The 14,581-nt window shown below is 72.3% G+C and carries 14 protein-coding genes, 1 tRNA gene, 1 other RNA gene and 1 riboswitch; of the genes, 7 read left to right on the top strand and 9 right to left on the bottom strand.

Translation table 11 applies throughout. The features are described from left to right. Positions 1–258 precede the first annotated feature (258 nt). Positions 259–2,097 (top strand): HNH endonuclease signature motif containing protein, encoded by a 1,839-nt coding sequence (locus EV386_RS16075; RefSeq protein WP_130416310.1) that lies wholly within the window; start codon positions 259–261, stop codon positions 2,095–2,097. Between the two features lie 72 nt (positions 2,098–2,169). Here the strand turns inward: EV386_RS16075 and EV386_RS16070 are convergent, their stop codons facing one another. The 4 genes from EV386_RS16070 to ffs form a co-directional block, all read right to left on the bottom strand. Continuing rightward, entirely contained in the window at positions 2,170–2,826 is a 657-nt protein-coding gene (locus EV386_RS16070) for a methionine ABC transporter permease (protein WP_130416309.1), read from the bottom strand. Next, positions 2,826–4,052: a methionine ABC transporter ATP-binding protein gene (locus EV386_RS16065; protein WP_242608116.1), complete on the bottom strand. Its 1,227-nt coding sequence runs from the start codon at positions 4,050–4,052 to the stop codon at positions 2,826–2,828. The genes EV386_RS16070 and EV386_RS16065 overlap by 1 nt, the downstream gene beginning before the upstream one ends. A 19-nt stretch (positions 4,053–4,071) precedes the next feature. After that, positions 4,072–4,989: a MetQ/NlpA family ABC transporter substrate-binding protein gene (locus tag EV386_RS16060; RefSeq protein WP_130416308.1), complete on the bottom strand. Its 918-nt coding sequence runs from the start codon at positions 4,987–4,989 to the stop codon at positions 4,072–4,074. A gap of 383 nt (positions 4,990–5,372) precedes the next feature. After that, an RNA gene (gene ffs, locus EV386_RS16055) (signal recognition particle sRNA small type) lies at positions 5,373–5,469 on the bottom strand. A 139-nt stretch (positions 5,470–5,608) separates the two neighbouring features. Between ffs and EV386_RS16050 the strand changes: the two genes are divergently transcribed. From EV386_RS16050 to EV386_RS16040, 3 genes are all read left to right on the top strand, one after another. Next, positions 5,609–5,696: transfer RNA gene (locus tag EV386_RS16050), tRNA-Ser, on the top strand. A gap of 133 nt (positions 5,697–5,829) precedes the next feature. Continuing rightward, entirely contained in the window at positions 5,830–6,126 is a 297-nt protein-coding gene (locus EV386_RS16045) for a type II toxin-antitoxin system VapB family antitoxin (RefSeq protein WP_130416307.1), read from the top strand. A 9-nt stretch (positions 6,127–6,135) separates the two neighbouring features. Then, a complete protein-coding gene (locus EV386_RS16040; RefSeq protein WP_130416306.1) occupies positions 6,136–6,819 on the top strand; it encodes a LytR C-terminal domain-containing protein in 684 nt (227 codons plus the stop codon). A 4-nt stretch (positions 6,820–6,823) separates the two neighbouring features. Here the strand turns inward: EV386_RS16040 and EV386_RS16035 are convergent, their stop codons facing one another. The 3 genes from EV386_RS16035 to EV386_RS16025 form a co-directional block, all read right to left on the bottom strand. Next, positions 6,824–8,215 (bottom strand): uracil-xanthine permease family protein, encoded by a 1,392-nt coding sequence (locus EV386_RS16035; RefSeq protein WP_130416305.1) that lies wholly within the window; start codon positions 8,213–8,215, stop codon positions 6,824–6,826. 113 nt (positions 8,216–8,328) lie between these two features. Continuing rightward, positions 8,329–9,252 (bottom strand): LLM class F420-dependent oxidoreductase, encoded by a 924-nt coding sequence (locus EV386_RS16030; RefSeq protein WP_130416304.1) that lies wholly within the window; start codon positions 9,250–9,252, stop codon positions 8,329–8,331. Continuing rightward, positions 9,249–9,899: a mycothiol-dependent nitroreductase Rv2466c family protein gene (locus EV386_RS16025; protein ID WP_130416303.1), complete on the bottom strand. Its 651-nt coding sequence runs from the start codon at positions 9,897–9,899 to the stop codon at positions 9,249–9,251. The genes EV386_RS16030 and EV386_RS16025 overlap by 4 nt, the downstream gene beginning before the upstream one ends. Before the next feature lie 30 nt (positions 9,900–9,929). Here EV386_RS16025 and EV386_RS16020 point away from each other — a divergent pair, with 30 nt between their 5' ends. The 3 genes from EV386_RS16020 (at position 9,930) to pnuC (ending at position 11,949) form a co-directional block, all read left to right on the top strand. Continuing rightward, a complete protein-coding gene (locus EV386_RS16020) occupies positions 9,930–10,133 on the top strand; it encodes a hypothetical protein (protein WP_130416302.1) in 204 nt (67 codons plus the stop codon). 40 nt (positions 10,134–10,173) lie between these two features. Then, positions 10,174–10,944 (top strand): TetR/AcrR family transcriptional regulator, encoded by a 771-nt coding sequence (locus EV386_RS16015; protein ID WP_130416301.1) that lies wholly within the window; start codon positions 10,174–10,176, stop codon positions 10,942–10,944. An 89-nt stretch (positions 10,945–11,033) separates the two neighbouring features. Next, positions 11,034–11,169, top strand: a riboswitch (FMN riboswitch). A 93-nt stretch (positions 11,170–11,262) separates the two neighbouring features. Next, on the top strand, positions 11,263–11,949 hold the full coding sequence (gene pnuC, locus EV386_RS16010; protein WP_130416300.1) for a nicotinamide riboside transporter PnuC: 687 nt from the start codon (positions 11,263–11,265) through the stop codon (positions 11,947–11,949). Here the strand turns inward: pnuC and EV386_RS16005 are convergent. Together EV386_RS16005 and EV386_RS16000 are read right to left on the bottom strand one after the other, a co-directional pair. Next, positions 11,931–13,175: an acyl-CoA dehydrogenase family protein gene (locus EV386_RS16005; protein WP_130416299.1), complete on the bottom strand. Its 1,245-nt coding sequence runs from the start codon at positions 13,173–13,175 to the stop codon at positions 11,931–11,933. The genes pnuC and EV386_RS16005 overlap by 19 nt on opposite strands. Before the next feature lie 75 nt (positions 13,176–13,250). Then, positions 13,251–14,546, bottom strand: a complete 1,296-nt coding sequence (locus EV386_RS16000) for an Nramp family divalent metal transporter (protein WP_423218982.1) — start codon at positions 14,544–14,546, stop codon at positions 13,251–13,253. Positions 14,547–14,581: the final 35 nt, after the last annotated feature.

The raw sequence follows: 14,581 nt of genomic DNA, 5'->3' as shown, positions 1-14,581 counted from the left end.
GGCGGCGCGAGGGCCAGCGAGCCGACCGCGGACAGGCCACCGAGGGGCGAGCCCGCAGAGCCCGGCGCACGCACCACCTCCGAGCCCAGCACTAGGTCCAGCGGTGGGTCTAGCCCCGAGTCCGGTACCACGTCCACCGCTGGGTCCAGCTCCAAGTCCAGTCCCGGGTCCAGCGCTGAGCCCAGCGCTGAGCCCAGCGCTGAGTCCACGATCGAACCAGGTCAGCCTCCTGCCGTCCGGCCCGAGATGCGGCTCGCCGTGCAACCCGCTGCCCGGCCTGACGACGCGCACGACGCACTCCGCGCGCAGTTCGCCGAACGCCTCGCCGCGCTCGCGAACGTACGGATCGAGGACGACGGCTCGCTGGCTGTGCGCCTGTCCGACCAGCCGGGCCTGGCGAACGCGATCCTGGGTCGCTCTCCGCTGGATCCGGCGAGCGTGGGCTCATCCCGTCCCTCACCTGCGCAGGCGGCGATCCTCCCGCCGCTCGTCTCAAGGCTGGTGGACGTCAGTGGGCCTGTCGGGGTCGACGACATCGACGCCACGCTCGCGCTGATCGAGGACGTGAGGGCGCGGGTCAACGCGCTGGAGGCGCTTGAGGGCGTGCTGCTGGAGAGGGTGCGCCGCCAGGGGCTGCGGGCCGATGGCCTGGTCGACGAGCGTGATCCCATGGTCCGCGCGGCAGGCCCGCGGCGGCGACGCGAGCTTGCCCTCCGCGCAGTCGTGGCCGAGGTGGCGCTGGCCGTGCGCCAGAGCGAGCAGGCGGTGACGGCCCGCATGGGGCAGGCACAGGGACTGGTCGCGCGGGCGCCGCGCACCCTGGCCGCGGCCGTCGCCGGCGACGTCGCATGGGCCAACGCCGGTCGGCTGGGCGACGCCGTCGCCGAACTGGACGAACACACCGCGTCACGGCTCGACGCCGACGTCGTCACGGCCGCCCAACACCAGAATCCGCGCACCTTCTCGCGCACGGTGCGCCGCGCACGGGAGCGGCTCTGCCCCGCGCCCGCGGAGGTGCGCCACAGCGAGGCGGCGACCAAGCGAGGGGTGTGGACCGACCCTGCCGCCGACGGCATGGCCTACCTGACGCTGTTCGCCCCGGCCCCCGCCGTTCACGCGATCGCCGACCGACTGACCCTGGCGGCACAGACTGTGCGTGGGCGGGGCGACGGGCGCACGCTCGGGCAACTGCGCGCCGACGTCGCGTGCGCGCTCCTTCTCGACGACGGAACGCTCGACGTGCGGGCCGCAGCCATCCGCGGCCGGCAGAGCGCGACCCCCACGGCCTACGCCACCGCCACGACCCCCGCCGCCGGTGCCGGTGCCGGCGCCGTGCGGGCCACCGAGGCGGCGCGCATCACCGACGTCGCGAAGAGCACCAGCACCGCAAGCAGCGCCGGCGCCGCGAGCGCCCGCGGCGCCTCAGGCGTCGTCGAGGCCGTGAGCAACCCGCTCACCCCTGACGCTGGGAACCGGACCGGTGAGTATGAGCGCACGGAGTTCAGCCTGGCGGCCATCGCCCGCGCGATTCGACCTCGGATCTATGTCACCGTTCCCGTGCTGACATTGCTGGGCCGAACGGACGCTCCGGCCCTTCTGGACGGCGTGGTCCCCATCGATCCCGAGACAGCTCGCGAACTGGCCGGACTGGCCACCTCGTTCACCCGACTGCTGACCCATCCCGAGACGGGCCGCGTGCTGGCCGTCGGCTCCGAGGCCTACCGGCCGCCAGCCGAGCTACGCCACTTCGTCAAGGTCAGAGACACGACCTGCCGGTTCCCGGGTTGCACCCGACCCGCCGCCACGACCGACGTCGACCACACGCTCGCGCACGCCGACCACGGGCCCACCACAGCGGGGAACCTCGCCCACCTGTGCCGACGGCACCACGTGACCAAGCATCAGACGACGTTCACCGTCAGGCAGACCGACGCCGAGGGCGCGCTGACCTGGACCACACCGACCGGCCGCACCCACACCACGCACCCCGCAGTCGTGCCGGCGACCATCCATCGGCCTCATGGGCCCGAAGAGGACCCCTGCGCCGAACCCGACCCGTACGGCGAGCCCAACCCCTACGGCGAGCCACCGTTCTGAAGTGTGACTCTGAGGACTCACACGCAGGCCTGCGCTGTCACGCACACGCCCTCGCCGTCGCCGTCGCGCGCGCTACCGACGCAGCGCGCGCTTCGCGAGCGTGTTGCCCAGCACCTGGACGAGTTGAACGACGGCGACGATGATCACGACGACGACGAACGTGACGCCCCAGTTGTACTGCTGGTACCCGTGCACGATCGCGAAGTCGCCCAAGCCGCCGGCGCCGAGGTAGCCGCCGATGGCCGACATGTCGAGCACGCCGACGAACAGGAACGTGTACCCGAGGATGAGCGGCGCGAGCGCCTCGGGCACCAGCACGGTGCGGATGATGCGCAGCGGCGAGGCGCCCATCGCGCGCGCGGCCTCGACGACGCCGGGATCGATGGTCACCAGATTCTGCTCGACCAGGCGGGCGAACACCACCGACGCCATGACGCACATCGCGAACGTGAACGCGTCGATGCCGATGGTGCGTCCGGTGACGAACCGCGTCACCGGGCCGAGCGCGACCAGGAAGATGATGAACGGCACGGGCCGGATGAGGTTGATCAGCACGTTGAGGACCGTGAAGACCACGCGGTTCTCCAGCAGGTTCCCCGCCCGCGTCAGATACAGGCCCAACCCGATCAGCAGGCCGAAGAACCCGCCCGCGACCAGGGTGATGAGCACCATGTAGAGGGTCTCGCCGGCCGCCTGCCACAGCAGCGGCCCGAGGTTCGCCCAGTCCATCAGTGGTCTCCCTCCACGAACCCGGTCGGGCCGCCGAACGGCCCGCCACCCGGACGGCGCTGCGGCCCGCTCGTGCCGGGCATGCCGGGCCTGCCGGGCGAGCCCCCGGGAGTGGTTTCGACAGGCTCAACCACCGCGGGTTCGACCACCGCGGGCTCAGCCACCGCGGGCGCCACCGCCGGACGGGCGGCCGTGCCGAGGTCGTCGACGCCCGTGACCTCGCGCAGGCGGGCGATCGCGGCGGCCACGGCGTCGTCGGGCCCGGTGAGCTCGAAGGTCAGCGACCCGTACGGCCGGTCGGCCACCTCGGTGATGCCGCCGTAGACGATGGAGGGCTCGACGCCCTGGTCACGCAGCACCTGGGAGATCGCGCGCGTCGAGCCGGTGACCTCGTCGATGCCGACGACGACGAGGCGGCCGGGGTGCCGCTCGCGCAGCCGCGCGAGGGTCTCGTCCGAGGGCCGGTCGCGCAGCGACGTCGCCACGAAGCGACGCGTCACGGGCGCTTGCGGGTTGGAGAAGATCTCGTACGCCCCGCCGGTCTCGACCACGTGTCCGTGCTCCATGACGGCAACCCGGTCGCAGCAGTAGCGCACCACGTCCATCTCGTGCGTGATGATCACGACGGTGATGCCGAGCTCGCGGTTGACGCGCTGGAGCAGGCGCAGCACCTCGCGCGTGGTCTCGGGGTCGAGCGCGCTGGTCGCCTCGTCGGCGAGCAGGATGCGCGGGTTGGTCGCCAGCGCGCGGGCGATGCCCACCCGCTGCTTCTGCCCGCCGCTGAGCTGCGACGGGTAGGCGTCCGCCTTGTCGGCGATGCCGACGAAATCGAGCAGTTCGCGCACGCGTGCCTCGCGCTCGCCGCGGGGCCACTTGGCGACCTCGAGCGGGTAGGCGACGTTCCCCGCGACGGTGCGCGAGGAGAGCAGGTTGAACTGCTGGAAGATCATGCCGATTCCGGCGCGGACCTCACGGAGCCGGGACTCGCCCAGCCCCGTGAGGTCGACGCCTCCCACCACCACGGCGCCCGACGTCGTGCGCTCGAGCGCGTTGATGAGCCGCACGAGCGTCGACTTGCCGGCGCCGGAGTATCCGATGACGCCGAAGATCTCGCCGGTCTCGATGTCGAGCGTGACGCCGTCGACGGCCCGGACCTCGGGCCGTCGGCGCCCTCCCGGGAACACCTTGGCGGCGTCCCGGAAGCTGATGATGGGTTCGCTCACGATGATCAGGATGTCAGGAAGGTCAGCCCTGGGCCTTCTCGTTCTTCTCGATTGTCGCCAGGATGCCCTGGAGCTCCTGCGCCGAGTTGTCCTTGATGACGCCGGTGCCGCCCGATGCCTCGACCACACCGTCCGTGACGTCCGCCTCGTGGAACAGCGTGATCAGCTTGGCGAAGGTCGGGTTGTCGGCGTCGGCCTTCCGCGAGACCCACACGTTGATGTAGGGGTCGTTGGCGCTGGAGTCGGCGTCGGTCGAGTAGACCGGCTTCTGGTGCGCGGCGTCGATGTTGGGCACGTAGTCGTTGTTGACGATGGCGGCGTAGACCTGCGGGTCCTGCAGCGCCGACGGCGTCTGGTCGGCCTTGAGCGCGGTGACCTTGACCTTGGACTGGTCGGCGACGACGTCGGCCGTCGTCGAGAACGAGTTGCCGCCGTCCTTGAGGGTCACGAGGCCGGCGTCCTGCAGCACGAGCAGCGCGCGGGCCTGGTTGGAGGCGTCGTTGGGGATGGCGACCTCGGCCCCGTCGGGAATGTCGGCGACGTCGTCGACCTTGGTCGAGTACAGGTCGAGCGGGTAGACGGCGGTGGCGCCGATGGGCGTCAGGTCGCTGCCGGTCTTGACGTTGTAGTCGGCCAGGAACTGCAGGTGCTGGAACTGGTTGAGGTCGAGGTCGCCGTCGGACAGGCCCTGGTTGGGCAGCTGGTAGTCCGAGAAGTTCTTGAGCTCGACGTAGATGCCCTCAGCCTCGGCCTTGGCCTTGAAGGTGTCCCAGTACGCCTCGCCCGAGGAGACGATGCCGATGACGATCGGGTCCTCCTTCGACCCGGCGGCCACCGCGTCGTCACCGCCGGCACGGCCGCAGCCGGCCAGGGCGAGCGAGCCGACGACGCCGAGGATCGCGGCCGACCGGGCCACGAGGGAGAAGCGAGAGCGGGACATAGGTCTTCCTTCCGGTGGCGGGCGACGGCGGTGCGCCGCGCCCGTGGAGCGTGGGTGGTGAGGGGGTCTGCGGGCACGCGCCCGAAGGCGCATGCGAGGGGGCGCCAGCCAGGTGGCTGTCCCGCGCGAGCGTGGGCCTCAGAACGGCCCGTGGCTCAGCGAGCGGTGCGGCACATTCGCCCGGCCGGCATGCGACGGCAGCACATGACGGCGCGCGATGCGGTGCGCGAGGTCGGTGCGGCGTGCGTCGTGGTGGCGGGCATGACGCCATCATGCGCGGCGCACTGGCGCGCTGACGAACCGGAACGGGGGAAATCCCGCGGATTGGGACGCCTTCGTCCCAAGAAATGAGAATCCGCAGGTCAGCGCGTCGCGCCGGAAACAGAGAGGACCCCTCGCGCACCCGCCAGAGCGCACCTACCCTTGCTGCCTTCCGGCCCTGGGGGAGTTCGGCGCGATGACGCCGCACGAGGGGTCTGCGTATGAGCCTATCGGAGCCAGGGGCCAGCGCCGAAATCCGGCCGCCCCTGCGCGCGCGCCGGGCGCGCGAGGCCCACGGTTCCAAGGCACACGCGCGGGTCCGGTATCCTTCTGTGGCTGCCTCACGGCCGCACCACCAGGAGGATTCGCCTAGCGGCCTATGGCGCACGCTTGGAAAGCGTGTTGGGTTCACGCCCTCGGGGGTTCGAATCCCCCATCCTCCGCCACAGACCCGCCCCCGACCTGCGCAAGACAGGTCGGGGGCGGCGTCGTCTGCGGGCCACAGGCCCACCGCTCACCCCGGACCCGGCGGGCTTGTGTCGGTGATCACACCTGAGGGCGGGCCCCTACCATGGCGGCATGATCTTCAAGGCCGTCGGGGATGGACGCCCCTACCCGGACCACGGGCTCGTGAGCGCCAAGGACTGGGCGGTCGTGCCCCCACGGCAGGTGCGCCTCGACGAGCTCGTGACCACCAAACGCACCCTTGACCTCGACGTTCTCCTGGCTGAGGACTCCACCTTCTACGGCGACCTGTTCGCGCACGTCGTCGACTACCAGGGTGTGCTCTACCTGGAGGACGGACTGCACCGCGCGGTGCGCGCCGCGCTGCAACAGCGGCCGGTCCTCCACGCCCGCGTGCTCACGCTCCGGTAGTTTCGTGGCGTGACCTCACCTGCCCAGGACCCAGCCCGTCTCGCGCGCCGCCGCCGCGAGCATGAGCGGCAGGCCGTCATCTTCGGTGTGCTCGTCGCTCTGCTGCTGCTCGTCGGCCTCGGCGCCCTCGCGGTCTACACCGGCGCGATCGACGCGCCCTTCGCTCGCGACTTCACCACGGCGGCGGCGTCCGACGACGCGACGGCGCCGTGCCTGCCAGCGATCGAGGACCAGCCCGACGGCGCCCTGCCCGTGCCCGCGAGCGAGGTGCACGTGCGCATCCTCAACGCGTCGGGCGCCACCGGGATCGCCAAGGCGAACCAGACCGTGCTGGAGAAGCGCGGGTTCATCATCGACTCGGTCGGCAACTACGCCACCACGCTCGCGCGCAACGAGCTGCGCTTCGGCGCCCAGGGCATCGTCGCGGCCTACACGCTGGCCGCGCACTTCCCGCAGATTCGCCTTGTGCTCGACGCGCGCGAGGACGCGACGGTCGACCTGCTCGTCGGCGAGAAGTACGACGAACCGCTCGGCGTCGACGACGTCACGCTCGCGAGCGACACCCCCCTGACGAACATGGCGGGCTGCAAGCCCGCCGACCAACTCACCCCGCTGCCGGCCCCGAGCCCCGAGGAGGCCGAGGACGCCGGGAGCGAGCCCGCCGACGAGGGCGAGCCCGCTCCCGAGGGCTGAGTCCTCAGCCCTCCAGCTCGGTCCCGGCCGGCGCCGACGCCGGCGTGGCCGGCTCCTGGTGGGCGCCCGTACGCCGCGAGATGGCGCGCATGCCGTGGTAGATGACGAGCGCGGCGGCCGTCCCGAGCGCGATGCCCTTGAACGTCAGGTCGCCGACGACCCAGGTGTAGTCCGCGATGCCGATGATGAGCGGCACCGCGGCCGTGGTGAGGTTGATCGGGTTGGAGAAGTCGACCTTGTTCTGCACCCAGATGCGCGCGCCGAGGATGCCGATCATGCCGTAGAGCATGGTGCCGGCGCCGCCCAGCACGCCCGCGGGCACGGTCGCGATGAGCGCCCCGAACTTGGGGAACAGCGACAGCACCAGCGCGCCGATCGCCGCGACCCAGTACGCCGCCGTCGAGTAGACGCGTGTGGCCGCCATGACGCCGATGTTCTCGGCGTAGGTGGTGGTGCCCGAGCCGCCGCCCAGGCCCGCGAACGTCGTCGCGACGCCGTCGGCCAGCAGCGCGCGGCCGGTGAGCTTGTCGAAGTTGCGGCCCGTCATGGCCGACACCGACTTCACGTGGCCCACGTTCTCGGCGATCAGCACCAGGACGACGGGCAGGAACAGGCCCATGACGCTCAGGTCGAAGCGCGGGGCATGGAACTCGGGCAGCCCGAACCACGCGGCCTGGCCCACGCCCGAGAAGTCCACCTGACCCTGGATCACGGCGGCGACGTAGCCGACCAGCACGCCGACCAGGATCGACAGCCGCCCGAGCATGCCCTTGAACAGCACCGAGGCGAGGATGATCGAGCCGAGCGTGATGACACCCGTCAGCGGCGCCGTCTTGAGGCCGCCCGTGCACAGGTCCGGGTACAGGACCCGCTGCCCGTCGACCACCGCCTCGCTGGGTGTGCACCAGGCCGCCCCGGCGAGGTTGAAGCCGATGAGCGCCACGATCGTGCCCGTGACGATGGGCGGCATGACGGCGTCGATCCAGCCGCCGCCCGTGAAGTGCACGACCAGGCCGATGACGGCCAGCAGCAGGCCCGTGGCGAGGATGCCGCCGACGGCGGTGCCCAGGTCGCCGCCCGCCGAGGCCTTGGCGGCCATGATCGGCGCGATGAACGCGAAGGATGAGCCGAGGTAGCTGGGCAGCCGGTTGCCCGTGATCAGCAGGAACCCGATGGTTCCGATCGCCGAGAAGAACAGTGTGGTGGACGGCGGGAAGCCGGTGATGAGCGGCACCAGGAACGTCGCGCCGAACATCGCGACGATGTGCTGCAGGCCGATGCCGACCGTCCGCGGCCACGTGAGCCGCTCGTCAGGGCCGACGACGGCGCCGGGCGTGAGCGTCTTGCCGTTCCCGTGCAGGGTCCAGCCGACGCCGGGTCGAGTTGTGGTGGGCATGGAGCTCCATCCGTGAAGGTCGTGTGAACGGGTCCTGTCGGGGGAAACCGTAATGGCTGCCCCGGCCCCTCTCGCTCACATGACGCCACCACACCGCCCGGCGTCGGCGGGCCTCAGACCTGCGGCGCGACCTCGCGGGCGATGAGCTCCAGGTGGTCGAGGTCGTGCAGGTCGAGCACCTGGAGGTACACGCGCTCGACGCCGTCGGCCGCGACCTGCGCGAGGCGGTCGACGGCCTGCGCGACCGTCCCGGCGACCCCGTGCTCGCGCAGCTCGTCCGGCTCGCGTCCGATGGCGGCCGCACGGGCGCGGAACTGCGCCTCGTCACGCCCCACGGCCACCACGAGCGCCGCCGAGTGCGTGATCGACGACGCCTCGCGCCCGGCGTCGGCCAGCGCCTTGTCGACGACGGCGATGCGCGGCGCGATGGTCGCCAGCTCGGGGAACGCCTGGTTGTACTCGGTGGCGAACCGGGCCGCCAGCGCCGGGGTGCGCGTGGGCCCGCCGCCCCCGACGACGATCGGGACGCGCGCCTGGGCGGGCTTGGGCAGCGCCGGGGAGTCTGTCAGCGTGTAGTGCTCGCCCGCGAAGCTGAACGTCTCGCCCACGGGCGTGCCCCACAGCCCCGTGATGACCGCGAGCTGCTCCTCCAGCAGGCCGAAGCGCTTGGCGGGGAACGGGATGCCGTAGGCCTCGTGCTCGCGCGCGAACCACCCGGCGCCGAGCCCCAGCTCGACGCGCCCACCCGACATCTGGTCGACCTGCGCGACCTGGATGGCGAGCACGCCCGGGTGGCGGAAGGTCGCGGACGTCACGAGGGTGCCGAGCCGGATGGTCGAGGTCTCGCGGGCGATGCCGGCGAGCGTGGTCCACGAGTCGGTCGGGCCGGGCAGCCCGTCGCCGCCCATGGCCAGGTAGTGGTCGGAGCGGAAGAACGCCGAGAACCCGAGCTGCTCGGCCGCCTGGGCGACGGCGAGCTGGTCGTCATAGGAGGCGCCCTGCTGAGGCTCGGTGAAGACGCGCAGGTCGAGGGTCATGAGAAGTCCAGTCCGCCCGTGCGGGTCCGCTTGAGCTCGAAGAACCCGGGGAAGCTCGCGAGGGCGAGCGCGCCCTCGAAGATCCGCACCGCGTCCTGCCCGCGCGGGATGCGGTTGAGCACCGGCCCGAAGAACGCGACGCCGTCGACGTGGATGGTGGGCGTGCCCACGTCCTGCCCCACGGGCCGCATGCCGGCCTCGTGCGACTGGCGCAGGGCTTCGTCGTAGGCGTCCGACGTCGCCGCGTCCGCGAGCGCCGCGGGCAGCCCCGCCTCGGCGAGCGCGGCGCGCGCGACGGCGTCGTAGTCCTTGTCGCGTCCAGGGTGGATGCGCGTGCCGGCGGCCGTGTAGAACGCGGCGAACGCGTCGGGGCCGTGCTCGGTCTGGACGGCGGCGGCGACGCGGCCGATGCCTCGGCTCGCGTCGATCGATGCCCGGTACTCGGGCGTGAGGTCACGGCCCTCGTTGAGCAGGTACAGGCTCATGAGCCGGAAGGCCAGGCTCACCGGGCGTTGGGCCGCGACCTCCAGCGCCCAGCGCGAGGTGATCCACGCGAACGGGCACAGAGGGTCGACGTACACGTCGACGGTGGGCGGGGCCGTCGTGGCGGCCGGGGGGACGGGCGAGGTGTCAGGCGTCGCGGTCACGCGGCCGACCTTACGCGTACGCTGCCGGGCGTGGGGATCCGGTGGGCCAGCGTGTGGACGGTGATGGGCGGCGCGGGGCTCGCGCTCGTCTCGCTCGGCGGCGTGCTGCGCGGACACCCCTGGGCGTGGGCGCCGTTCGCGGTGTCGGCCGCCGTGGCGCTGCGCGAGGTCCGATGGCTCGGGCGGCGACACCGACAGGCGCGTGAGGCGCAGTTCGACCGTCCCCGGCGCTGAGTCCCTCCCCCCGCGGCGGGCCGGACGATAACCTCGCCCCATGACCGCCGTCCGGACGTCGAACACCCACGCACAGGCCGTCGACGCCGCGATCGAGCTCTTCTCCCGGCAGGGCTACGAGCAGACCACCGTCGAGGAGATCGCGGACGCCGCCCAGGTCAGCCGCGCCACCTTCTTCCGCCGCTACCGCTCCAAGGAGGATGTGGTCTTCGCCGATCACGAGCTGCTGCTCGAGGAGGTCGTGGTCATGCTCGCCGCGACGCGCCCCGACGCGCTCGACGACGGCGACCTGCCCGAGCGCTCCTGGGACCCGGCCGTCGACCCCTACCTCGAGGTGTGCCGCGCCGCGCGCCTCGTCTTCGACCATCACGTGGGCCAGCGCGAGACGTCGCTGGCCCGTCACCACCTGCTCCAGATCGTGCCGGCGCTGCGCGACCGCGAGCTGGTGACCACCCACCGCTACGAGCGGGCGTTCACCAAGTACCTGCGCGACACGCTGCCCGCCGACCGCTCCTCGACGGTGCAGTCGATCGCGTTCTCGGCCGGCGTCGTCGCCGTGCACAACGCGATCCTGCGCCGGTGGCTGCGCAACCCCGAGCTGGACCTCGTTCCCGACCTGGAGGAGGCGTTCGCCGAGCTGCGCCGCGGCGCGACGGCGGACCTGGTGCGCCGTCGTGAGCTCGCGTCGGGCGCGGCGAGCCTGGCGACGACGACGGCGGGCGCGAACGGCGCGCGCGTCGTCGTCGCATACCTGGAACCGGGTGCGGAGCCGGAGGCGGTCGCACGCGCGGTGCGCGACGCGCTCGGCTGACGGCGACGCGGCCGGGCACGAGCGGTAGGGGCCGCATGTCCGGGAATGAACGACGTTGTGTCATGCTTTGATCGAGCAAGAAACGCACGACGTGCTCCGGGGTCGGTGAGAATCCGAACCGGCGGTGATAGCCCGCGACCCGCGCCCCCTCCTTGCGGAGGCCGGCCGGTTGACCTGGTGGAACTCCAGGGCCGACGGTCATAGTCCGGATGGGAGGAAGCACGCGTCGCCGCAGGGCGACGTTCTGGCGCGCCGCGCACACGCGGCGACGTCCCTCCTCATCCCGCGCACCGGTGCCTGACGAGGGAGGACGCGGGAATGGGGATCTTCGAGCACCTGTTCGACGCTCAGCTGACGATCGGCGACCAGTCCATGTACTGGCGCGAGATCGTCGGGAACGTCATCGGCATGACGTCGGCGCTCGGCGGGATGCGGCGCAAGGTGTGGGCCTGGCCCGTCGGGATCCTGGGCAACGTGCTGCTGTTCACCGTGTTCCTGGGCTCGTGGTTCGGCATCGCCGGGGATCACCCCGACATGCTCGGCCAGGCGGGCCGTCAGGTCATGTTCATCGCGGTCTCGGTGTTCGGCTGGGTGCGCTGGCGCCAGACCCGACGCGAGGGCGGCGCCAACGCCGTGGCGGTGCACCCGACCTGGGCCTCGTGGCGTCAGCGCGGGGGCCTCGTGCTGGCCATGGCGGCCGGGACGGCGTTCTTCGCCTGGGTGTTCGGGATGCTGCACTCCTGGGCGCCCGTGCCCGACGCCTGGATCTTTATGGGCTCGGTGCTCGCGACCTACGGCATGGCCCGCGGCTGGGTCGAGTTCTGGCTCATCTGGGTCGCGGTCGACGCCGTCGGCGTGCCGCTCCTGTTCCGCGGCGGGTACTACGCGACCGGCCTGATGTACGTGTTCTACGGCGCGTTCACCATCGTCGGGTTCATCGTGTGGTGGCGCATCCACCGCCGCGAGTCGCGCCCCGCGCCGTTGGCCTACGCGAACGCCGAGTAGCCGGTGACGTCGCGCCCGATGATCAGGGCGTTGACCGACTCGGTGCCCTCGTAGGTGTGCAACGCCTCGATGTCGGCGAAGTGCCGCGCGACGCGGTTCGCCAGCAGGATGCCGTTGCCGCCCAGCAGGTCGCGCGCGATGGCGGCGACCTCGCGCGCCCCGCGCGTGCACGTCATCTTCGCGAGTGAGGCCTGCGGCCCGGTCAGCGCGTCAGACTCGGCCAGGCGCGTGACCTGGGCGACCAGGACCTGCGACTGCGTCACGATCGCGAGCATGCGGGCCAGCCGCTCCTGGACGAGCTGGCTCGCGGCGAGCGGCCGCCCGAACTGGACGCGTTGGCCCGCGTACGCGAGCGCCGCCTCGTAGCAGGCGATCGCATGCCCGACGGCGGCCCACGCGACGCCGAGCCGCGTCGCGAACAGCACCCGTGAGGCCGCCCGGAACGACGTCGCGCCGGGCAGTGCGGCGTCGAGCGGCACGAACACGGAGTCGAGCACGATGTGCGCCTGCGTGATCGCGCGCAGCGCGACCTTGCCCTCGATCGTCGTGGCGCGGTAGCCCGCGGCGTCCTGCGGCACGAGGAAGGCGTGAACCTGCCCGTCGCCGCCCTCGCCGACCAGCCGCGCCCACACGACGGCGAGGTCGCCGCACGATCCGAGGCCGATCCACCGCTTCTCGCCGTCGATGACGTAGCCCTCGACGCCGTCGCGCGTGACGCGCCGGGCCGTCGTCTCCAGCGAGACCGAGTCCGAGCCGTGGGTGGGCTCGGTGAGCGCGAACGCGGCCAGGATCTCGCCGCGCGCGAGGGGCTCGGCGTAGCGCGCGATCTGCTCGTCCGAGCCCAGCATCGCGATCGAGCGCAGCGCGAGCCCGCCCTGCACGCCGCAGATCGTCGCGACCGAGCCGTCCCCGCGCGACAGCTCCATCGCGGCGAGCCCCGCCGCGAGCGCCGAGACCGTCGCCCGCCCGGGCACGTCGACGCCGTCGCGCAGCAGGTCGCGTTCGGCCAGGCCCTTGACCAGGCCGAACGGCACCTCGGCGCGCTCCCAGTGCCCGTCGATGACGCCGAGCACCTCGTCCTGCACGAACGCGCGCGCGGCGAGCTGGTGCGCGCGCTCGGCGGGCGTGGCGTGCGCGAACGCGCCCACGTAGTCGAGGTCGAGGGGTGTGGAGACGTCGTAGGCGGGGGCCGTGACCCCGGGCAGGACGGGCTGCGCTGCGCTCATGCGGGCTATCGTGATGCGACACTCAGTCTCACGTCAAGCGACACCGCGTCTCATGGTGCCTCGCGGTGGCAGCCGTCAGCCGCGGACCGTCATCACCAGCAGCGCGACGTTGAGCACCACGATCACCGCGGCCACGAGCCACGCGAACCCCTGCGTGACGATGCCGTTGCGATACTCGCCCAGCAGTGTGCCCTGGCGTGTGAGCACCACGAGGGGCACCGCGGCGAACGGGATTCCGAAGCTCAGCACCACCTGGCTCACCACGAGCAGCCACGTCGGTGAGATGCCCGTGGCCAGCAGCACGACGGCGGGCACGAGCGTCACGATCCGCCGCGCGACCAGCGGGACGCGCACACGCAGCAGACCGGCCATGATCTCGGACCCCGCATACGCGCCGACCGACGACGAGGCCAGCCCCGAGGCGAGCAGCCCGACGGCGAACAGCAGCGCGACGGCGCCGCCCAGCGAGTCCTGGATCGCCGCGTGCGCGCCCTCGATCGAGTCGGTGCCGCTGCGCCCCGCCAGGTTCGCGGCCGCGACCAGCAGCATCGCCACGTTGACGCCGCCCGCGAGCACCAGCGCGCACGCCACGTCCCACCGGGTCGCGGCGAGCAGGCGCGCGGTCGAGGCGGGCGAGACCGCCACGCCCTGACGCCGTCGGACCTCCGTGTCGTGGCGGCGGCGGTCGCGCGCGAGCGAGGAGTGCAGGTAGATCGCGTGCGGCATGACCGTGGCCCCGAGCATCGAGGCGGCCAGCAACAGCGAGTCCGCGCCCGCCAGGCGCGGCACGAGACCACCGAGCACGGCGCCGGCGTCGGGCGGCGCGAACAGCAGCCCGGCGCAGAAGCCCACGGTCAGCACCACCAGGAACGAGACGATGACGCCCTCGAACACGCGCTGCCCGCGGCGCTGCTGTACGCCCAGGACGGCGAGCGACACCACGCCCGTGATGACGCCGCCGAGCACGAGCGGCACGCCGAACAGCAGGTGCAACGCGATGGCCCCGCCGATGACCTCGGCCAGGTCGGTCGCCGCGGCCACCACCTCGGCCTGCGCCCAGTACGCCAGCCGGGCCGGGCGACGCAGCCGCGTTCCCAGCACCTCGGGCAGCGAGCGCCCGGTGACCACGCCGAGCTTGGCCGACAGGTACTGCACCAGCACCGCCATGACGTTGGCCGCGACCAGCACCCACACCAGCAGGTATCCGTAGCGCGCGCCCGCCGTGAGGTTGGCCGCGACATTGCCCGGGTCGACATACGCGATCGCGGCGACGAACGCCGGGCCGAGCAGCGTGACCAACCGCGCCCGCCCGACGCCGCCGGACGACGGCAGCCGTGGGCGGCGATCTCGTGAGACCCGTGCGCTGGCCACATCCCCTCCCCGATTTTTCGGATATCCGAAAACTA

Origin of the sequence: Xylanimonas ulmi (genome assembly GCF_004216535.1) — a bacterium.
GTDB classification, from domain to species: domain Bacteria; phylum Actinomycetota; class Actinomycetes; order Actinomycetales; family Cellulomonadaceae; genus Xylanimonas; species Xylanimonas ulmi.
Note: the sequence above shows the minus strand (reverse complement) of the source record. Positions and strands in the feature narration are given on the sequence as shown.